Genomic DNA, 19,208 nt, shown 5'->3' on the forward strand with positions numbered 1-19,208 from the left:
CACCGGGCGGCGAGCCCTGCGCCGACAGGGGCGGCGGCGGTCCGGATCTCCCGCCCCGGGCACAGGTGCGGCCCGTACGCTGTCCCTCGTGACAGAGCCAGTGGTGCGCATCCCGGATGCCAAGGTCGCGCTGTCCACGGCCTCGGTGTATCCGGAGTCGACGGCGACGGCCTTCGAGATCGCCGCGCGCCTGGGCTACGACGGCGTCGAGGTCATGGTGTGGACCGATCCGGTCAGCCAGGACGTCGAGGCGCTGCGCCGGCTCTCCGACTACCACGGCGTACCGGTCCTGGCCGTCCACGCGCCGTGCCTGCTGATCACTCAGCGGGTCTGGTCCACCGACCCGTGGGTGAAGCTCCAGCGGGCCCGCAACGCCGCGGAGAGGCTGGGAGCCTCGACCGTCGTCGTGCACCCGCCGTTCCGCTGGCAGCGCAGCTACGCCCGGGAGTTCGTCCGCGGGGTGTGGCGGATGGCGGGCGAGACGGACGTGCGGTTCGCCGTCGAGAACATGTACCCGTGGCGCTATCGGGACCGCGAGATGCTCGCGTACGCCCCGGACTGGGACCCCACCAACGACGACTACCGGCACTTCACCGTCGACCTGTCGCACACCGCCACCGCCCGCAACGACGCGCTGGCGATGGTGGAGCGGATGGGCGACCGGCTGGCGCACGTCCACCTCGCCGACGGCAACGGCTCCGCCAAGGACGAGCATCTGGTGCCGGGGCGCGGCAGCCAGCCCTGCGCCGAGGTGCTGGAGCGGCTGGCGGCCACCGGCTTCGACGGGCATGTGGTCGTCGAGGTCAACACCCGCCGGGCGATGTCCGCCGCCGAACGCGAGGCCGACCTGGCCGAGGCGCTGGCCTTCACCCGGCTGCATCTGGCCTCGCCGAGCCGGGTGCCGGGTTCGTGAGCGAGCCCGATGGCGGGGCGGCCGAGCGGCCGGCCCGGCGCCGGGGGCGCCCCGCACGCGCCGCCGCCGAGGCCGGGCCCGGCGCCCGGGACCGGATCCTGGCCGCGGCCCGTACGCAGTTCGCCGAGCGCGGCTACGACAAGGCATCGGTGCGCGGGATCGCCAAGGCGGCCGGGGTGGACGCGGCGCTGGTGCACCACTACTTCGGCACCAAGGAGCAGGTGTTCGCGGCGGCCATCGAGCTGTCCTTCGCGCCCGCGCTGACCATGCCGGACGCCCTCGCGGGCGGCGGCGCCGAGGTGGGCGAGCGGATGGCCCGCTTCATGTTCGGGGTCTGGGAGAACCCGGTCAGCCGGCCGCCGCTGCTGGCGATCATGCGTTCGGCGCTGACCAACGACACCGCGGCGGCGGTGCTGCGCGGGCTGATCGAGCGCCGGATGCTGCAGCGGCTGGCGGGCGAACTGAGCGTCCCCGACCCCGAGTTCCGGGTGCAGCTGGCCGCGGGCCACCTCATCGGCATCGCGCTGCTGCGCTATGTGATCAAGATGGACCCGGTCGCCTCCGCGGACACGGAGGAGATCATCGCGATGGTCGCGCCGACGTTGCAGAGGTATCTGACTGTCCCGTAGGGGGCGGGGTGCGTCCCGTAAGGGGCGGTCGAACGGATCGCCTAGGGGGCGCGAGGGCCCCCTGCGGGGCCACAACGGGGAGGGCGGGGGCGGTATTCCTGGAGTGCGGGCGGGCCGGCCGTCCGCACAACGGAGCGGGCGTACCCGGCCGGCCGTCCGCACGAGGGAACTGGCCGTACGGGCCGGCTGACCGCACGAGGGAAAACCGGCCGTACCGGCCCTCCGCACAACGGATCCGGCGCACCCGGCCGGCCGTCCGTACTGCGGGCAGCCGTCTCACATGCCGGAGTCGGCGTCCGGATCTTGGATCAAGAGCGTAATCTCGGATGCAGCTGCTACATGATTTCCGAGGGAGTGACCATCGTGCCTGAGCTGAGGTCCCGCACCGTTACCCATGGCCGCAACATGGCGGGCGCCCGCGCCCTTATGCGGGCCTCGGGTGTAGCGAGCGAGGACATCGGCAAGCCGATCGTCGCCGTGGCCAACTCCTTCACCGAGTTCGTGCCCGGCCACACCCACCTCGCCCCCGTCGGCCGGATCGTCTCCGACGCCATCCGGGCCGCCGGCGCCGTCCCCCGCGAGTTCAACACCATCGCCGTCGACGACGGCATCGCCATGGGCCACGGCGGCATGCTCTACTCGCTGCCCTCCCGCGACCTGATCGCGGACTCCGTCGAGTACATGGTCGAGGCGCACTGCGCCGACGCGCTGATCTGCATCTCCAACTGCGACAAGATCACCCCCGGCATGCTGATGGCCGCGATGCGCCTGAACATCCCGGTGGTCTTCGTCTCCGGCGGCCCGATGGAGGCCGGCCAGGCCACCCTCGTGGACGGCACGGTCCGCAAGCTCGACCTGATCAACGCCATCGTCGACTCGGTCAACGACAGCGTCTCGGACGAGGACGTCCTCCGCATCGAGGAGAACGCCTGCCCCACCTGCGGTTCCTGCTCCGGCATGTTCACCGCCAACTCGATGAACTGCCTGACCGAGGCCATCGGCCTCTCGCTGCCCGGCAACGGCTCGGTCCTGGCCACCCACACCGCCCGCAAGGCGCTCTACGAGAACGCCGGCCGCACGGTCGTGGAGATCACCAAGCGCTACTACGAGGACGGCGACGAGTCCGTCCTGCCGCGCAACATCGCCACCCGCGCCGCCTTCGAGAACGCCATGGCGCTCGACATCGCCATGGGCGGCTCCACGAACACGATCCTGCATCTGCTCGCCGCCGCCCAGGAGGCCGAGCTGGACTACGACCTCAAGGACATCAACGAGGTCTCGCGGCGCGTCCCCTGCCTGGCCAAGGTCGCCCCGAACGTGGCGCCCGGCGGCACGTACTACATGGAGGACGTGCACCGCGCCGGCGGCATCCCCGCGATCCTCGGGGAGCTCTACCGCGGCGGACTGCTCAACGAGGACGTGCACTCCGTCCACTCCGCGACCCTCGCCGAGCACCTCAAGACCTGGGACGTGCGCGGCGGTTCGCCCTCCGCCGAAGCCGTCGAGCTGTGGCACGCCGCCCCCGGCTGCAAGCGCTCGGCGACCGCCTTCTCCCAGTCCGAGCGCTGGGAGACGCTGGACACCGACGCCGAGGGCGGCTGCATCCGCTCCGTCGAGCACGCCTACTCCAAGGACGGCGGACTGGCGGTCCTCAAGGGCAACATCGCCGAGGACGGCTGCGTGGTGAAGACCGCCGGCGTCGACGAGTCCATCTGGACCTTCGAGGGCCCGGCCGTGGTCTGCGAGTCGCAGGAAGAGGCCGTCGACAAGATCCTCACCAAGCAGATCAAGGAGGGCGACGTCGTCGTCATCCGCTACGAGGGCCCCAAGGGCGGCCCCGGCATGCAGGAGATGCTCTACCCGACGTCGTTCCTCAAGGGCCGCGGACTGGGCAAGGCATGCGCGCTGGTCACCGACGGCCGCTTCTCCGGCGGCACCTCCGGCCTGTCCATCGGCCACGCCTCCCCCGAGGCGGCCTCCGGCGGCACCATCGCCCTCGTCGAGGACGGCGACCGCATCCGCATCGACATCCCGAACCGGACCATCGACCTCCTCGTGGACGACGCGACGCTGGCCGCCCGCCGGGAGGCCCTGGGCGGCGTGTACGCGCCCAAGCAGCGCGAACGCAAGGTGTCGGCGGCGCTGCGGGCCTACGCGGCGATGGCCACCAGCGCGGACAAGGGCGCGGTGCGGGACGTGAACAAGCTGGGCTGAGCCGCCCGTTGACGCGAAGGAGCCCCCACCTCGGTGGGGGCTCCTTCGCGTCGGACCGTCAGACGGCGGGCAGCTCCCCGCCCTTCACGGCGGTGACGAACGAGGCCCAGGCCGCCGCGGGGAAGAGCAGCGCGGGACCGTTGGGGTCCTTGCTGTCGCGGACGGGGACGAGGGCGGGGAAGTCGTCGGAGACTTCGACGCACTGGCCGCCGTCCGGGTTGCTGTAGCTGGACTTGCGCCAGGTGACGGCGTGCAGGAGTTCGTCGGCGACCTCGACGCATTCGCCGCCGTCCTGGTTGCTGTAGCTGGACTTGCGCCAGGTGACGGTGCTCAGGTCGATGGTTCGCACGGCACTTCCTCCAACGTCTGGATGATGAACTTCCGCGAGTCGGCCGGGCTCAACGCCAGGTCGCGCACGGCATCGTACGCGTGTTGCAGACGCTCAACTGAAGCCGATTCCTGGACGAGTTCACCCGAGTACCCGGTCTCCACCCAGGCCACGGTGCGGCCGCCTGGGAGCCGCAGAAACATGGTGTGGGTATTGGTCAGGGCATGCAGTCCGGCGTCGTGTCGCACGACTTGAACGGCGACGTTCGTTCGCTCTCCCATGGCAACGAGGTGTTCAAGCTGCTTCCGCCACTCGCTGGCGTCGGCCAACGGCGTGCGCAGCACACCTTCGGACAGGATCGTGCGGAACTGCGGTGCATTGTCTGCGTGCAGCACCTCGCAGCGTGCTATGCGCGCATCCACCTGCCGGGTCAGCGCGTCGCCGGTGAGACCGCCTGCCGAGAGCAGGGCGCGCGCGTAGCCCTCTGTCTGGAGCAGGCCAGGCAGAAGGGCCACGGCGTAGTGCCAGAGGCTGACCGCCTCGGACTCAAGAGACATGTAGCGGCGGTACCGCTCCTTGAACTGCGTGGGATCCGCCGCCGCCAACTCCCACAGCGCCAGCAGCAGTCCGGGTGTCCCGTAGTGCTGGTCGAGCGCCTCGGCGACCTCCGGGCTGCCGATCGTCTGGCCGCGCTCCATCTTCCCGAAGAGGGACGCGTCCCACCCGAGCGCCTCGCCGAGCTGCCGCAGGCTCTCCCCGCGCTGCGTGCGCAGTAATCGCAGCTCCTCCGCGAATCGTCGACGCGGGTCCGTGCTGCGTCCGGTGACGACGCTTCTCGGCGGCATGGCGACCCTCCTCCGGGGCAGGTGCGGAACTAGTGACCCAGGGCCCGGAACTACGCCCCGCAATTGGGGGTTCGCGCCCTTTCACCCGTCCATCCTCGTAATGACCGGGCCACTCACCGTAGTCGTGACCGGTCGGCCCCACAGGGAAACGGCGGACAGGAGCGTTAGCCATGGCCACAGGCCGGATGGACGAGGCGGAGGCGGCGTGCGGCGAGCTGGCCGGGTTGCTCCGGCGGGTCGGTGTCGTGCTGCCGTCGTTGGGGGTCGACCCGGTGTCGTACACCCGTGAACAGCCCTACCCCCTGGTCGAGTTGGGGCGCTGCAATCTGGAGACGGTGCGTCGGCTGATCCAGGTGCTCGCGAAGGCCGAGAGGTGACGGAGGACGTGACGGACGACGTGACCGGCCGCCCCTACATCTCCCCGTCGTGCCACATCGGGACCCACGCGGCCTGCGACAAGGGGTTCGCGCGGACCGGCGCCGCCCCGGTGCCCGGTGTCCGGCGGGAGGTCTGTGCCTGCCGCTGCCACCGGGGCCCGGGGGCGGGCTCTCACCAGCCCGCCGGGTCCTTCGTCGGCGCGCCGAACACCGTGCCGTCCGGTGCCGCGGCGTAGACCGAGCCCCGTGCGCCGTCCACCCGGGGTGCGGGCAGCGACTCCACGAACCCGTTGTGCCGGGCGGCGGTCAGCCGGGGCGGGGTCTGGCCGATCAGCGCGCCCGACCGGGCGTCCATCGCCAGCAGCCGGCCGTCCGCGGCGGTGAAGAACAGCCGGTTGCCGCTCACCACGGGCGCCGACCCCCGGCTGACCGAGGTCTCGGTGTCCCACTTACGGGCCCCGACGGCCTGCAGCGCACCGCCCTCGGCCAGCAGGTACACCGTCTCGTCGTGCACCACGGCGGCCACGCCGTCCAGGGGCGCGGTCAGCGGCAGGCGGCGGCTGTGCCCCCTCGCCGGGTCGTAGCGGACGACGGCGGTGGTGCGGTAGGAGAGCTTGGGGTCGGTGGCGGTGAGGTAGAGCGCCCCGGACGGGCCGGTCCCGGCCGGGGTGAGCACCCCCGGCAGCCGGCGCGACCAGCGGACCCGGCCGTCGGCCACGTCGATGGCGGTGACCTGCGAGGCCGTGCCGTCGGGGGTGGGTTCGGCGGCGTAGGCGGTGTGCGGGTCGCCGAATCCGGCGAACAGCGGGAGCTGGTGGCCGGGGTAGCGCCGGTGCCAGCGTTCGCGGTGGGTGGTGCTGTCCAGGGCGGTGACCGTGCCGTCCCCGGCCGCCAGCAGGACGCGGTTCCCGATGACCGCGGCGCCGCCCTCGTATCGGGTGAGGTTCGTGCTCCAGCGGACGGCGCCCTTGCCGCCGGGCGACGGATCGAGCGCCAGCAGTCGGGTGGCGTCGGCGGAGAAGACGTACAGCAGGCCGCCGGAGAGCACCGGGGCGGCCGGTGAGGCGGCGTACTTGCCGGGGGAGTCCTCGGTGCGCCGCCATGCCACCCGGCCGGTGTCCGGGTCGAGCCGGGCGGCCAGCACACCCTTCTGGCCGCAGAAGACGGCGCCGGATCCACTGGTGCAGAAGGGCAGTTCGGCGTCGTGCCCCTTGGGCCGCTCGATGAGGGTGGTGTGCCAGGCGCGGAAGCCCTCGCCGGGGCGGGAGGGGCGGGTCTGCAGCGCCGGGTCCCGGCCGGGGTCCGAGGGGAAGAGCGCCTGGGCCCCGGTGAACGCGCCCGCCCCGGTGGCGACCAGGGCCAGCGCCGCCCACAGGGGCCAGCGGCGGCGGCTCGGGGAGCGGGTGGCACCGCGTGGGCCGGGAGCGGGCGGGGCCGGGGCGTCGAGGGGCGCCGGTCCGGCGTCGGGGGCCGGTTCGACGAGAGGGGCGGGCGAGCGTACGTGCGTGGTCTCGGCGCGCGGCGGGGTGGGCTCGGCCCGTACGGGCTGCCGCTGCTCCGGGATCCGCACGTCCGGCACCGCGCCGTCGTCCAACCTGCCCCGCACCGCTCCCCGCGGCGCGCCGTCCACGGCCAGGCCCACCGGGTCGTCGGTCCGCAGCATCTCCCGCAGCGCGTCCGGGGTCGGGCGGTCCGCCGGGTCCTTCGCCAGGCAGCTCTCGATCAGCGGGGCCAACTCCTGCGGCACACCCGCCAGATCGGCCTCGTCGTGCACGACCTGATACGCGACGAGGTAGGGGCTCTCGGAGTCGAACGGCCCGCTCCCGGTGGCGGCGTGCACCAGCACCGAACCCAGTGCGAAGACGTCCGCGGCGGGCCCCACCTCGCGCGGCCGCTGGAACTGCTCGGGCGCCATGAACGGCGGTGTGCCGATCAACTTGCCGGTCTCGGTGCGCATTTCGCTGTCGGAGGGGCGCGAGATGCCGAAGTCGATGACTTTCGGGCCGTCGGCGGCCAGCAGTACGTTCCCCGGCTTGAGGTCGCGGTGCACCACCCCGGCGCGATGGATGTCGCGCAGTGCCTCGGCGAGCCCCGCGGCCAGCTGCCGCACCTCGCCGGGCGCCAGCGGGCCGTTCCGCTTCACATGGTCCGAAAGCGTCGGCCCGGGAATGTGGAGGGTGGCCATCCAGGGGCGTTCGGCATCCGGGTCGGCGTCCACGACCGGCGCGGTGAAGGCGCCACTGACCCGCCGCGCAGCCGCCACCTCCTGCCGGAACCGCCCGCGAAACTCCGGGTCCTGGGCGAACTCGGCGTGGATGACCTTGACCGCGAGCAGCAGTCCGGAGGACGAGCGGGCCAGGTGGACCACGCCCATACCGCCGGCGCCGAGCCGCGCCTCCAGGCGGTACTGGCCGGCGTACTCCGGACGCTCCGCTTCCGGGCCGACCCCGGAATCGCGCAGCGACGGCATGGTTCCACCCCCGTGTCATTCCCTGTGCCATTCGGTCGCAGGTGCGACGCGCGGAGCCTAGTCGATGGCGCGTACGAGATGAACGAAGCTTGCTAGCGTGCGCGTTGCGGAATGGAAACGAACATGATCAAAACGGCGCCGTCAACGGGGGAGCAAGAAATGACAACGCAGGACATACAGGGCGATTCCGAGCAGGCTGCCGGCGAGGTGCTCGCCGCCGCCTCCGGTGGCGGTCTGGTCTATCCGATCGCGCCCGGCTACCGCGTCAAGGTCCGCAAGGGCCCCGGCACGAACTACCCGGTCGTCCGCCTGCTGCCGGAAGGGGCACGGATCGAGATCCGCTGCCAGCGGCACGGCCAGCGGGTCAGCGGCCCGTACGGCACCTCGGACCTCTGGGACAACATCGGCACCGGCCAGTACGTCTCCGACACCTACGTCCACACGGGCAGCGATGTGATGGTCGCGCCGCGCTGCATGGGCGGCTGAGGCGCGGCGGGCGCCCTCGGCGCAGGCGGGGCGGGCCTGCCGGCCCGTACGGCCCGGCGGGGATAATCGAGCCATGAGCGATGCGCAGACCCCCGCCGGGAGCCCGGAGCGCGGCGGCCCCGAGGGTGGCCCCGAACCGGAGGAGATCCGGTTCTTCGGCACCACCTGGGTCCATCACGACGGCGGCTACGCCCTGCGCCGGGTCGGCGTCGCGGTGGGCTCGCTGGCGCTCGCCGCGGTCGGCGCGGTCGTGCTGCGGTTCGCCTTCCAGGGCCTGGAGATCGCCGCCGTCGGCCCGTTCGTCGGCATCCTGGTCGTCGCCGGCTTCGCGATCTGCAGCGCGCTGGCCTTCCGCCGCACCTGGGACGGCTTCGTGCGCCGCCCCGACCCGGCCGCCCACAGCGCCGCCGGGTCGTCCGGGCAGAGCCTGATGCTGATCGGCTTCATCGGCTCGCTGCTCGCGTACTTCTGCCGCAGCCTGAGGGAGGCCCCCGGCGAGAAGCTGCACCGCGCCGAGTACACGGCGGCCCGCGAGCGCCACGCGCGCCGCCGCAGCGCCCGCACCGGCAACCCGGCCGCCAAGGGCACCTCGTCCGCCAAGAACGGCCCCTCCGCGAAGAAGAAGCCCGGCAAGCGCCGCTGACTCCGTGGGCGGCCCGGGCCGCTCGCCCGGCCGGGTGTCACACTGCGCCCGCCCACCTTGTCCTATAGGGCACGAGCACGGCGCCCGGCGGTCGCGCGCACGACGGCGGGTCAATACAGCTAGGGCCTGTCCGATGGGTCCTGGCCGGGCCCGACCCATCGACAGGCCCTAGGCGGCCTCCCGTCGACTCCGGCACGCCGGGCCGCCGCGCGCGGGCGTGTGGTAGCACTGCGTGCATGACGGGCAAGACCACGGAACGCGCTGGCTATCACCACGGCGACCTCCCCGCCGCGCTCACCTCCGCGGCGATCGAGCTCCTGGACGAGCGCGGGATGGAGCAGGTGACCGTACGTGAGGTCGCACGCCGGGCGGGGGTGTCGCCGGGCGCGCCGTTCCGGCACTTCGCCGACCGGCAGGCGCTGCTGACGGCGGTCGCCGACCGGATCCTGGCCGACTTCGCACAGTGGCAGACGGGCATGGTCGCCGGCGCCGAGGGCTCGGTGATGCGCGCCTTCGGCCTGGGCTTCGTCCGGTTCGCGATCCGCCACCCGCGCCGCTTCGAGCTGATCAAGACCAGGGTGTTCGGCGACAGCCGGCCCGCCGAGCTGCACCAGCGGCTCTCCGACATCGAGCGGGCCTTCACCGACATCATCGTCGCCGACCAGAAGGCCGGAGTGCTGCGCCCCGGCGATCCCGCGACGGTGGGCCTGGCGGGCCAGGCGGTGGTCTACGGGCTGTCGCAGATGATCGTCGACGGGTATCTGCCGCCGGAGCGGGCGGAGACGCTGGCCGAGCAGGTCCTGGACACCTTCGGCGCGGGCATCGCCAACTCCCCGGAATCCACAGGGTCTTGACCGCCACCCCGCCCGCTGATGTAATCGCTGATTACATCAGCCGAGGAGGGTGAGATGCCCCTGCCGCGCCCGTCGCGCATCCCGAGATTCCCGGACCCCGCGGCCTCGGGCACGGTGACCGTCGAGGTGACCCCCGCCGAGGCGTACCGCGTCGTGAGCGATCCGCTGGTGATGGTCCGCCTCGGCGAGGAGGCGCACCGCGCCCGCTGGCTGGGCGGCGCCACGGCCCCGGCGGTGGGCGCCCGCTTCCGCGGCCACAACCGCAACGGCCCGCGCCGCTGGTACACCGACTGCCGGATCACGGACGCCGAGCCGGGCCGGCGCTTCGCCTACGAGGTGACGGCGCCGCTCGGCATCCCCATCTCCCGCTGGCAGTACGACATCGCGCCCGCGCCACAGGGCTGCACCATCACCGAGACCAACTGGCTGCGGGTGCCGCTGTGGTTCATCCCCGTCGCCGCCCTCGTCACGGGCGTCTCCGACCGGATCGGCGCCAACCACACCCACATCGGCAGCACACTCCAGCGCCTCAAGCGCCATCTGGAGTCACCCCCGCCCGGCGCCGCCGACAGCCCCGAGCGCGGCGAGCGGCGCGTGGGGTGAAGCGCACGGGCTGCAGCGGCGCACGGGGCGACCGGGCGCAGCGACTCCCGCCCCGGCCGGGCCGTCTCCCGGCGGACCGTACGGCAGGGGCGGGCCCAGGGGAACCACACCGGGAAGGAAGGCACGCACATGCACGAAGTACGCGGCTTGCTCGCTCCTGAGGCGTTCAGAGGTGTCGTCGCCACGGTCATGGACAACAACCCCGGCATGGACGCGCCGATGGCCGGGCGGGTGGTGGACGAGGCACTCAAGTTCGTCGTGGCCGCCGCGAAGTTCCCGACGGCGTCCATCCGTCCCTCGCGCGTGGTCGACGAGGGGTGGCACGCCCTCATCCTGCACACGGCGCTCTACGCCGAGCTGTGCGCCCGGCTCGGACGCTTCGTGCACCACTATCCCGACGAGCCCGGCGCCTCCGGACACGGCGCGGAGGGGCATCTGCCGACCGTGGCCCTGATCGAGGAGGCGGGGTTCAGCGCGGACAAGGAACTGTGGCCGACCTCGACGAGCGCGCTGGCCCCGGCGGGGGCGAAGTGCCGGCGCAAGCCCCACCCGGGCGGCGGCTGCGGCACCTCCTCCTGCGGCTCCTCGTGCGGTTCGTCGTGCGGTTCGGGCTGCGGCGGGGGAGGGGGCGACTAGGGGCCCGCCCCCCGGGCAGACCCCGGGCAGACCCCGGGCAGACCCCGGGCAGACCCCGGGCAGACCCCGGGACCGGTCCTGGGCAGTACCGCGCTCCGTGGGAGCCGGGGGCCGTCCGCGGTGTGCGTGCGCGGCGTGGGTGCGCGGTGTGCGTGCGCGGGCGGCCGCTCAGTACTCCCAGTCCGGCTTGCCCTTGCCGTAGAGCCAGTCGGCGAACAGATCGGTCAGATCCACGTCCGTGCGGGCCTGGCAGAAGGCGATGAAGTCCTTCGAATCGGCGTTGCGGTAGCGGAATTCGGCGGGCCACTCCTTGAGGATCTTGAAGAAGGTCTTGTCGCCGACGGCCTTGCGCAGCTGCTGGAGCACCATCGCGCCGCGCTCGTAGACGGGCTCCGCGGTCACGTCCTTCGCCGCGGCCGGCTTGCCCGCGGGGAAGTCCCAGCGCTCGTTGTCCTCGTCGTCGGCGTAGAGCGCGTCGAACTGCTGCTGCGGCGTCTTGCCGCCCTCGTGCTCCTCCCACAGCCACTCGGCGTAGGTCGCGAAGCCCTCGTTGAGCCAGGTGTCCCGCCAGGTCTTCGGCGTCACCGAGTCGCCGAACCACTGGTGGGCCATCTCGTGCACCACGGTCACGGTGTCCGGCGCCCCGGCGTAGACCGGCTTGGTCTGGGACTCCAGGGCGTACCAGTCGATCCGCTCCGGGGTGTGGTCGACGATCGCGCCCGCCGAGGAGAACGGGTACTTCCCGAACAGCCCGCTCTCCCACTTGATGATCTCCGGCAGCCGCTCCAGCGGCTCCTTGCTCGCCTTGGCCTCCGCGGGGTCCACCGCGACGTACAGCGGCAGCCCGTCGGGCGTACGGGACGTGCGGACGTCGAACTTCCCGATGGTGGCGGTGGCCAGATAGCTGGCCATCGGCTGCGGGTTGTGCCATTCGAAGGTGGCCTTCCCCTTGGAGACCTTCTCCGACCGCAGTTCCCCGTTGGCGACGGCGGTGTACTGCCGCGGCACGGTGATCTTGAAGTCGTAGGTCGCCTTGTCGCCCGGGTGGTTGTTCCCGGGGAACCACGTCATGGCCCCCGCCGGCTCACCCGACACGAACGCCCCGTCGGCGGTCTTGACCCAGCCCTCCGTCGACCCGTCCGGATCCTCCATCTCCTGCGGGGTCCCGCCGTAGTCGACGGTCGTACGGAACCGCGCGCCCTTGGCGATCCCGTCCCGCGGAGTCACCGTCAGTTTGTGCCCCTTGCGGGAGAACGCGGCGTCCTCGCCGTCGACCCGGACGGCGGACACCCGCAGCCCCTGCAGATCGAGCTTGAACGAGCGCAGGTCCTGCTCGGCCCGGGCGGTGATCTCGGCGGTGGCGTCGAGGTGCCGGTGCGCGACGTCGTAGTCGAGATCGAGCCCGTAGTGGCTGACCTGGTAGCCGCCGTTGCCGAGCGCCGGGAAGAGGGGGTCGCCCACCCCGCCGCTGCCCGCCGCCCCCTGGGTGCCGACGGCCGCGCTCGTGCACGAGGACAGCAGCAGGGCGACGGGCAGTGCCGCGGTCGCACCGCAGCAGCGAAGGGGCCGGCGGTTCACAGCGCTCCTCAGGTCGGTGGTCACAAGTTCCCCGACCCTACGGTCATTTCCGCCGCTACGCCCCTCCGCTACCGGTTAGGGGGTGTCTTTCCGGTGTCTCTCCGTTCTGAGAGGAAGCGACGCCCCCCCGCCGGCCCGCGTTACGGCGCGATCGACGGCGCCGTGTGCTGCGCGGTTCCCTCCGGTCCGCGGCGCTGCTCCTCCCAGTTGCCGAGCGCGGCCGCACACGCGTGGTCGAGGTGGCGCAGCCCGGACAGGTCCAGCTCGACCTCCCGGTCCCGGGGCAGCGCCTCCAACTGGTCGAGCAGCTTGGGCAGCCGCAGGAAGGTGGCGTTGCCGACGGCCCGTACGCGGACCGGGCGCCGGGAGCCCGGAGCGGACGTCCCCTCGGGCTCCTCCAGTCCCGCGATCTCCAGGTGCACATGCGAGGTCTCCCACGCCGACTTGGCGATCGCCATCAGCAGCCCCAGCAGCACCCCCTCGAACATGTTGGTGGCCACGATCGCCACCGCGGTGGCGGCCAGCACCACGGCCTCACCCCGGTGCTCCCGCCACAGCGGGCGCCACTCCCCGACCGGGAGCAGCTTCCAGCCGGCGTGCACCAGCACACCGGCCAGCGCCGCGATCGGCACCGCGCCCAGCGCCGCCGGGAACGCCGCCGCGAAGACCAGCAGCCACACCCCGTGCAGCACTCGGGACACCTTGGTGCGCGCCCCGGCCCGCACGTTCGCGGAGCTGCGGACGATCACCGCGGTCATCGGCAGCGCGCCGAGCAGTCCGCAGACGGTGTTGCCGGCGCCCTGCGCCATCAGCTCCTTGTCGTAGTCGGTCCGCGGCCCGTCGTGCAGCCGGTCCACCGCGGCCGCGCTGAACAGCGACTCCGCCGACGCGATCAGCGTGAACGCCAGCACGGTGCCCAGCGCACCGGCCACCGCCCCCGCCTCCACCAGCCGCGCGAAGTCCGCCCCGCCCGGCGGCTGTACGACATCCAGCAGGCCCTGCACTTCGACCCGCGCCACCGGCAGGTCCCAGACGAACACCACGGCGGTCGCCAGGGCCACCGCCACCAGCGGCGCCGGCAGCACCCGCGCCGCCCGCCGCCACCGTGGCCACAGCACCAGCAGCGCCATCGTCGAGGCGCCCATCGCCAGCGCCACGAGCGCGCTCGGCGACCCGGCGGTATCCGCCGCGAGCCGCGGCAGCCCGGCCAGGTTCGCCGGCCCGCCACCGGGCGCCTCGGCGTCGACCAGGGTGTACAGCTGCCCGGCGATCAGCACCAGCCCGATGCCCGCCAGCATGCCCTGGACGACCGCGACCGAGATGGCCCTGAACCAGCGGCCCAGCCGCAGCGCCCCCATCGCCAGTTGCAGCAGCCCGGCGATCAGCACCAGCGCGCCCAGCGCGCCGAGCCCGTACTCCTGCACGGCCTCGTAGACCAGCATGGTCAGCCCGGCGGCCGGCCCGCTGACCTGCAGACTGCTGCCCGGCAGCAGCCCGGTGAGCAGCCCCCCGACGATCCCGGTGAGCAGCCCCAGTTCGGCCGGCGCCCCGGAGGCGACGGCCACCCCGACGCACAGCGGGACGGCGACGAGGAAGACGACGAGCGACGCGGTGAAGTCGGCGCGCAGGACCGGCAGCGAGGGCCGCGCCGAGCGGGAGGGCCGGGAGGATATCGACTGCCGGGACGGGTGTGAGCGGGCAGGACGGAACCTACGCATGACGTGCCTCCAGCGGATGAGGGATGCGGCGGCGCACGCGGACACCGGCACCGGCCCGGAGACGGGCCCGGCAAGCAGGCGCAGGGCGACCCGGGTCGGCCTGCTGTCGCCGGCTGCCGTGCGGTGCCGTGCGGCGCGCGCCATGAAGGGTGTGGCGATGACGGCTGGATCCGTCGGGATGCGCGGGCCGGGGAAGGCCCTGGGGCAGCTCTCAGCCCGCCGTGCTCAGCAGCGGAAGACGAGGTGGTGGACGGGCAGTTCGCCCGATCTCGACACGGGCACGGCCTGACGGCCGGTCAGCGGGGCGGCGAGGCTCAGCCCGCCCTCGGTCCGTACGGGAGCGTCGGTCGACACGGCCGTGCCGGGCGGTGCGGGCACGCGGACCGTGGCCGCGGAGCGCCCGCCGCGGCGCGGCAGGCAGCGGCCGAGTGTGGCTTCCCGGTCCTCGGAGGGGTCCGAGGCCACCGGGGCGGTGCTCGCGGAACCGGCGCCGGAGGCGCTGTGCCTGGCGGCCGCGGCCGCCGCGTCGGTTCCGAACGCGCCGTCGGCGGCGGTCGGCAGGGCCAGGGCGACGGCCATGAGGATCAACAGGAGCCGTACGAAACGGCCCACCTGGATCTTCGCCATCGACGCCCCTTCCGGCGCGGCTGGACAGGTCCCCCCATTGTGTCGAGGCCGACAGGCCCCGCCGCAAGTCGATATGTGATCGACCTGTGAACGCGGAGTTATCGGACAGGAGGGAAGGATTCCGTTCGCGCCGGCGGCCGCCAAGGCGCGATCCGTGCCTCAGCGCGCCGCATCGCACACCACTCCGCCGGGTTGCTCGCTCCAACGGCGCAACGCTTGACGGTCCACCCCGCCCGGCGCATTATTCATCGCATGATGAATTACGGTGGCCGCGGTGCCGACGAGCCCGCCGTCCACGCCCACGACCTCACCGTCGTCCGAGGCGGCCGCACCGTCCTCGACGCCCTCACCTGCCACGTCCCCCGCGGCCGGATCACCGGCCTCCTCGGACCCTCCGGCTGCGGCAAATCCACCCTCCTGCGCGCCGTCGTCGGCACCCAGGCCCACGTCACCGGCACCCTCGACGTCCTCGGCCGCCCGGCGGGCGCCCCCGCCCTGCGCCCCCGCATCGGCTACGTCACCCAGGACCCGTCCGTCTACGACGACCTCACGGTCCGCCAGAACCTCGACTACTTCGCCGCCGTCCTGCACCCCGGCCGCGCCGCCCGCGACCACCGCCGCGCCGGCGTCGCCCGCGCCCTCGCGGACGTCGACCTCACCGGCCACGCCGACGTCCTCGCCGGCCGCCTCTCCGGCGGCCAGCGCAGCCGGGTCTCCCTCGCGGTGGCCCTCCTCGGCGCCCCCGAACTCCTCGTCCTCGACGAACCCACCGTCGGCCTGGACCCCGTCCTGCGCCGCGACCTGTGGGACCTCTTCCGCGCCCTCGCCACCGACCGGGGCACCACCCTCCTGGTGTCCTCCCACGTCATGGACGAGGCCGAGCGCTGCGACCGCCTCCTGCTGATGCGCGAGGGCCGCTTCCTGGCCGAGGACACCCCGCAGGCCCTCCGCGACCGCACCGGCGCACCCACCGTCGAGGCCGCCTTCCTCCACCTCGTCGACCAGGCCGCGACCGCCGCCCCGCACCACGACACCACCACCCAGGAGCCGGCCCGATGACCGCCACCGCACCCCCGCCCGCCGCGGCCCCCCGCCCGCGCACCGCGCCGCTCTCCCCGTCCCGCACCCTGGCCACCGCCGCCCGGGTCCTGCGCCAGCTGCGCCACGACCGCCGCACCCTCGCGATGATGCTGGTCGTCCCGTGCGTGATGATCGCCCTGCTCCGCTATGTCTTCGACGCCCGCCCGGAGACCTTCGACGGCATCGGGGCCTCCCTCCTCGGCATCTTCCCGATGATCACGATGTTCCTGGTGACCTCCATCGCCACCCTGCGCGAACGCACCTCCGGCACCCTGGAACGCCTGCTCGCCATGCCCCTGGGCAAGGCCGACCTGATCGGCGGCTACGCCCTGGCCTTCGGCCTGCTGGCGATCGCCCAGTCCGCCCTCGCCACCGGGCTGTCCGTCTGGGCCCTGGGCCTCGACACCGTCGGCTCCCCCTGGCTGCTCCTGCTCGTCGCCGTCCTGGACGCCCTCCTCGGCACCGCCCTCGGCCTCTTCGTCTCGGCCTTCGCCGCCTCCGAGTTCCAGGCCGTCCAGTTCCTGCCCGCCGTCCTGATGCCCCAGCTCCTGCTCTGCGGCCTGTTCACCCCGCGCGCGACCATGCACCCCGCCCTCGAAGCGCTCTCCGACGCCCTGCCGATGTCCTACGCCGTCGACGGAATGAACGAGGTCCTGCGACACCCCGACATCACCGCCGACTTCGTCCGCGACGCGGCCGTCGTCACCGGCTGCGCCCTCCTCGTCCTCGCCCTCGGCGCCGCCACCCTCCGCCGCCGTACGAGGTGACACCGTCTTGGCCCTCGGAACGCACCCGCGCCCCGCGCCGCCCGGGTGCGAGGATGACGGCGTAACCGACCAGGCACCACCGGCGAGGTGAACCGCAGCATGACCCAGAAGGTCGCCGTACTCGGCACCGGAAAAATCGGCGAAGCCCTTCTCAGCGGAATGATCCGGGGCGGCTGGGCCCCCTCCGACCTCTTGGTCACCGCCCGCCGCCAGGAACGCGCCGAACAGCTCCACGCCCGCTACGGCGTGGAGGCCGTCAGCAACGCCGAGGCCGCCAAGTCCGCCGACACCCTCATCCTCACCGTCAAGCCCCAGGACATGGGCACCCTCCTGAGGGAACTCGCCCCGCACGTCCCCGTCGACCGTCTGGTCATCAGCGGCGCGGCCGGCATCCCCACCTCCTACTTCGAGGAGCGCCTGGCCACCGGCACCCCGGTCGTCCGGGTCATGACGAACACCCCCGCCCTCGTCGACGAGGCGATGTCCGTCATCTCCGCCGGCTCCCACGCCAGCGCCGCCCACCTCACCCTCGCCGAGGAGATCTTCGCAACCGTCGGCAAGACCCTCCGCGTCCCCGAGACCCAGCAGGACGCCGCCACCGCCCTCTCCGGCTCCGGCCCGGCGTACTTCTACTTCCTCGTCGAGGCCATGACCGACGCCGGCATCCTGCTCGGCCTGCCCCGCGACAAGGCCCACGACCTCATCGTCCAGGCCGCCATCGGCGCCGCCGTGATGCTCCGCGACAGCGGCGAACACCCCGTCAAACTCCGCGAGAACGTCACGTCCCCGGCCGGCACCACCATCAACGCCATCCGCGAACTGGAGAACCACGGCGTCCGCGCCGCGCTGATCGCCGCCCTGGAAGCCGCCCGCGACCGCAGCCGCGAACTGGCCACCGGCAACGGCTGAGCCCACCCCGCGGCGGGGCAGCCGGCCCCCGGACCGGCTGCCCCAGGGGAGAACACGCCTCAGGCCAGCAACCCCATCGCCCGATAGGCCGCATCCACCCGCGGCCTGGCGATCGCCCGGGCCCGCTCCGCCCCGGCCCGCAACACCGCATCCACCGCCGACGGATCCGCCGCCAGCTCCGCATGCCGGCTCCGCACCGGCCGCAGCATCTCCACCACCGCCTCCGCGGTGTCCTTCTTCAGCGCCCCGTAGGAGGAGTACCCCTCGGCCAGCCGCTCCGGATCCCCCTGCGTACAGGCGGCCAGCACATCCAGGAGATTCGCCACCCCCGGCCGCTCCGCCCGGTCGTAGACCACCTCGCTCCCGCCGTCGGTGACCGCCCGCATCACCTTCTTGCGGACCACCTCCGGCTCGTCGAGCAAATACACCACCCCCGCCGTCCTGGCGTGCGACTTGCCCATCTTGGACGTCGGCTCCTGCAGATCCATCACCCGTGCCGCCACCGCCGGATGCGTCGCTTTGGGCACGACGAACGTCGCCCCGTACCGCTGGTTGAACCGCACCGCCAGATCCCGGGTGAGCTCCACATGCTGCGCCTGGTCCTCCCCGACCGGCACCTCCTGCGCCCCGTACGCCAGGATGTCCGCCGCCATCAGCGCCGGATAGGTCAGCAGCGACAGCCGCACGCTCCCGCCCCGCGCCTGCTCCCGGGCGGCCTTCTCCTTGTACTGGATCATGCGCCGCATCTCCCCGTCGGAGGCCGTGCACTCCATCAGATACGACAGCCGCACATGCTCATCGACCCGGCTCTGCGCGAACACCGTGCACAACTCCGGATCCAGCCCCGCGGCCAGCAGCAACGTCGCGGCCTGCCGACTCAGCCGCCGCAACCGCCCCGGATCGTGCTCGACGGTCAGCGCATGCAGATCCACCACGCAGAACAGCGCCTCCGCACGGTGCTGATCCACCTCGACCCACCGCCGCATCGCCCCGAGGTAGTTCCCCAGCGTCAGATGCCCCGTGGGCTGCACCCCGCTGAAGATCCGCGTACGCGCCGTCGTCGCCATCGCCATCTCGCCCGTCCTTCTCTCCCGCACTCCGCTGAGTGCGCGTCGAGACCGCCGACTTCGCCGGCCGGCTACGAGAGGGGGAAACGCGAACGGCCGCCGAAGCGGCGGCCGTGGTCATGCATGCGCTGTGGTCCGGCCGCCGTCAGGCGAGCCACCACTGCTGTACGCGCGCATGCGTAGTCATGCCGCAAACGTACACCGCGGACCCGTGCCCGGCACGGGTTTGAACAACCCCACGCCCTCGTGTAGTGTCCTCCGAGTTGCCACGGAGCCGACCGGCCCCGGAACAACCATCCCGCCGCTTCGCGGCACACCACTACTGCACGGCCCCTCACCGGGAACGATTTCGGCATGCCGAAATTCGGGCCGCGGCGCGATTACGCGCCGACGAGGAATTCCGCTAAAGTAGTGATCACGCCGAAAGGCGCGAACAAACCCCCTCCGACGGGGAATCGGAAACA

General features: G+C 72.8%; 19 protein-coding genes. 12 read left to right on the forward strand and 7 right to left on the reverse strand.

The genetic code is table 11. The features are described from left to right. Window positions 1-88 precede the first annotated feature (88 nt). The 3 genes from ACZ4NB_RS18135 to ilvD all read left to right on the forward strand — a co-directional run bounded on the left by ACZ4NB_RS18135 (window position 89) and on the right by ilvD (window position 3,756). Window positions 89-913 carry a sugar phosphate isomerase/epimerase family protein gene (locus ACZ4NB_RS18135; protein WP_467662587.1) on the forward strand — a complete coding sequence of 275 codons (825 nt, stop codon included), beginning with the start codon at window positions 89-91 and terminating at the stop codon, window positions 911-913. Continuing rightward, on the forward strand, window positions 910-1,542 hold the full coding sequence (locus tag ACZ4NB_RS18140; RefSeq protein ID WP_467662589.1) for a TetR/AcrR family transcriptional regulator: 633 nt from the start codon (window positions 910-912) through the stop codon (window positions 1,540-1,542). The genes ACZ4NB_RS18135 and ACZ4NB_RS18140 overlap by 4 nt, the downstream gene beginning before the upstream one ends. Before the next feature lie 363 nt (window positions 1,543-1,905). Further along, window positions 1,906-3,756: a dihydroxy-acid dehydratase gene (ilvD, locus tag ACZ4NB_RS18145; RefSeq protein WP_467662591.1), complete on the forward strand. Its 1,851-nt coding sequence runs from the start codon at window positions 1,906-1,908 to the stop codon at window positions 3,754-3,756. A gap of 58 nt (window positions 3,757-3,814) precedes the next feature. On the opposite strand, the gene ACZ4NB_RS18150 is transcribed toward ilvD, so the two are convergent. Both ACZ4NB_RS18150 and ACZ4NB_RS18155 read right to left on the reverse strand, forming a co-directional pair. Beyond that, on the reverse strand, window positions 3,815-4,105 hold the full coding sequence (locus ACZ4NB_RS18150; RefSeq protein ID WP_467662593.1) for a DUF397 domain-containing protein: 291 nt from the start codon (window positions 4,103-4,105) through the stop codon (window positions 3,815-3,817). Continuing rightward, entirely contained in the window at window positions 4,087-4,929 is an 843-nt protein-coding gene (locus ACZ4NB_RS18155; protein WP_467662595.1) for a helix-turn-helix domain-containing protein, read from the reverse strand. The genes ACZ4NB_RS18150 and ACZ4NB_RS18155 overlap by 19 nt, the downstream gene beginning before the upstream one ends. Before the next feature lie 170 nt (window positions 4,930-5,099). On the opposite strand from ACZ4NB_RS18155, the gene ACZ4NB_RS18160 reads away from it, so the two are divergent. Then, window positions 5,100-5,306 carry a hypothetical protein gene (locus ACZ4NB_RS18160; RefSeq protein ID WP_467662597.1) on the forward strand — a complete coding sequence of 69 codons (207 nt, stop codon included), beginning with the start codon at window positions 5,100-5,102 and terminating at the stop codon, window positions 5,304-5,306. 172 nt (window positions 5,307-5,478) lie between these two features. On the opposite strand, the gene ACZ4NB_RS18165 is transcribed toward ACZ4NB_RS18160, so the two are convergent. Further along, on the reverse strand, window positions 5,479-7,776 hold the full coding sequence (locus tag ACZ4NB_RS18165; protein ID WP_467662599.1) for a protein kinase domain-containing protein: 2,298 nt from the start codon (window positions 7,774-7,776) through the stop codon (window positions 5,479-5,481). Between the two features lie 159 nt (window positions 7,777-7,935). Here ACZ4NB_RS18165 and ACZ4NB_RS18170 point away from each other — a divergent pair, with 159 nt between their 5' ends. The 5 genes from ACZ4NB_RS18170 (at window position 7,936) to ACZ4NB_RS18190 (ending at window position 10,998) form a co-directional block, all read left to right on the forward strand. Continuing rightward, on the forward strand, window positions 7,936-8,262 hold the full coding sequence (locus tag ACZ4NB_RS18170) for a peptidase (RefSeq protein WP_393498566.1): 327 nt from the start codon (window positions 7,936-7,938) through the stop codon (window positions 8,260-8,262). A gap of 73 nt (window positions 8,263-8,335) precedes the next feature. After that, the gene (locus tag ACZ4NB_RS18175; protein WP_467662601.1) at window positions 8,336-8,905 is read left to right on the forward strand and encodes a hypothetical protein; all 570 of its coding nucleotides are present in this window, start codon (window positions 8,336-8,338) and stop codon (window positions 8,903-8,905) included. A 236-nt stretch (window positions 8,906-9,141) separates the two neighbouring features. Next, the gene (locus ACZ4NB_RS18180; protein ID WP_467662603.1) at window positions 9,142-9,759 is read left to right on the forward strand and encodes a TetR/AcrR family transcriptional regulator; all 618 of its coding nucleotides are present in this window, start codon (window positions 9,142-9,144) and stop codon (window positions 9,757-9,759) included. Between the two features lie 54 nt (window positions 9,760-9,813). Next, on the forward strand, window positions 9,814-10,362 hold the full coding sequence (locus ACZ4NB_RS18185; protein WP_467662605.1) for an SRPBCC family protein: 549 nt from the start codon (window positions 9,814-9,816) through the stop codon (window positions 10,360-10,362). A gap of 129 nt (window positions 10,363-10,491) precedes the next feature. After that, window positions 10,492-10,998 carry a glycine-rich domain-containing protein gene (locus ACZ4NB_RS18190; RefSeq protein ID WP_467662607.1) on the forward strand — a complete coding sequence of 169 codons (507 nt, stop codon included), beginning with the start codon at window positions 10,492-10,494 and terminating at the stop codon, window positions 10,996-10,998. 168 nt (window positions 10,999-11,166) lie between these two features. Here the strand turns inward: ACZ4NB_RS18190 and ACZ4NB_RS18195 are convergent, their stop codons facing one another. The 3 genes from ACZ4NB_RS18195 to ACZ4NB_RS18205 all read right to left on the reverse strand — a co-directional run bounded on the left by ACZ4NB_RS18195 (window position 11,167) and on the right by ACZ4NB_RS18205 (window position 14,921). Next, a complete protein-coding gene (locus tag ACZ4NB_RS18195) occupies window positions 11,167-12,576 on the reverse strand; it encodes a M1 family metallopeptidase (protein ID WP_467662609.1) in 1,410 nt (469 codons plus the stop codon). A gap of 140 nt (window positions 12,577-12,716) precedes the next feature. Beyond that, window positions 12,717-14,294: a SulP family inorganic anion transporter gene (locus tag ACZ4NB_RS18200; RefSeq protein ID WP_467662611.1), complete on the reverse strand. Its 1,578-nt coding sequence runs from the start codon at window positions 14,292-14,294 to the stop codon at window positions 12,717-12,719. Between the two features lie 225 nt (window positions 14,295-14,519). Further along, window positions 14,520-14,921, reverse strand: coding sequence for a hypothetical protein (locus tag ACZ4NB_RS18205; RefSeq protein ID WP_467662613.1), 402 nt, complete (start codon window positions 14,919-14,921; stop codon window positions 14,520-14,522). A gap of 252 nt (window positions 14,922-15,173) precedes the next feature. On the opposite strand from ACZ4NB_RS18205, the gene ACZ4NB_RS18210 reads away from it, so the two are divergent. The 3 genes from ACZ4NB_RS18210 (at window position 15,174) to proC (ending at window position 17,677) form a co-directional block, all read left to right on the forward strand. Next, window positions 15,174-15,980, forward strand: a complete 807-nt coding sequence (locus ACZ4NB_RS18210) for an ABC transporter ATP-binding protein (RefSeq protein ID WP_467662615.1) — start codon at window positions 15,174-15,176, stop codon at window positions 15,978-15,980. Further along, complete coding sequence (locus ACZ4NB_RS18215; protein WP_467662617.1) at window positions 15,977-16,768, forward strand: ABC transporter permease; 792 nt, start codon at window positions 15,977-15,979, stop codon at window positions 16,766-16,768. Before ACZ4NB_RS18210 ends, ACZ4NB_RS18215 begins: the two co-directional genes overlap by 4 nt. Before the next feature lie 99 nt (window positions 16,769-16,867). Then, window positions 16,868-17,677, forward strand: coding sequence for a pyrroline-5-carboxylate reductase (proC, locus tag ACZ4NB_RS18220; protein ID WP_467662619.1), 810 nt, complete (start codon window positions 16,868-16,870; stop codon window positions 17,675-17,677). A gap of 59 nt (window positions 17,678-17,736) precedes the next feature. Here proC and trpS read toward each other — a convergent pair whose 3' ends face one another. Further along, on the reverse strand, window positions 17,737-18,750 hold the full coding sequence (trpS, locus tag ACZ4NB_RS18225; RefSeq protein ID WP_467662620.1) for a tryptophan--tRNA ligase: 1,014 nt from the start codon (window positions 18,748-18,750) through the stop codon (window positions 17,737-17,739). Window positions 18,751-19,208: the final 458 nt, after the last annotated feature.

Source organism: Streptomyces sp. NPDC026575 (assembly GCF_055567415.1).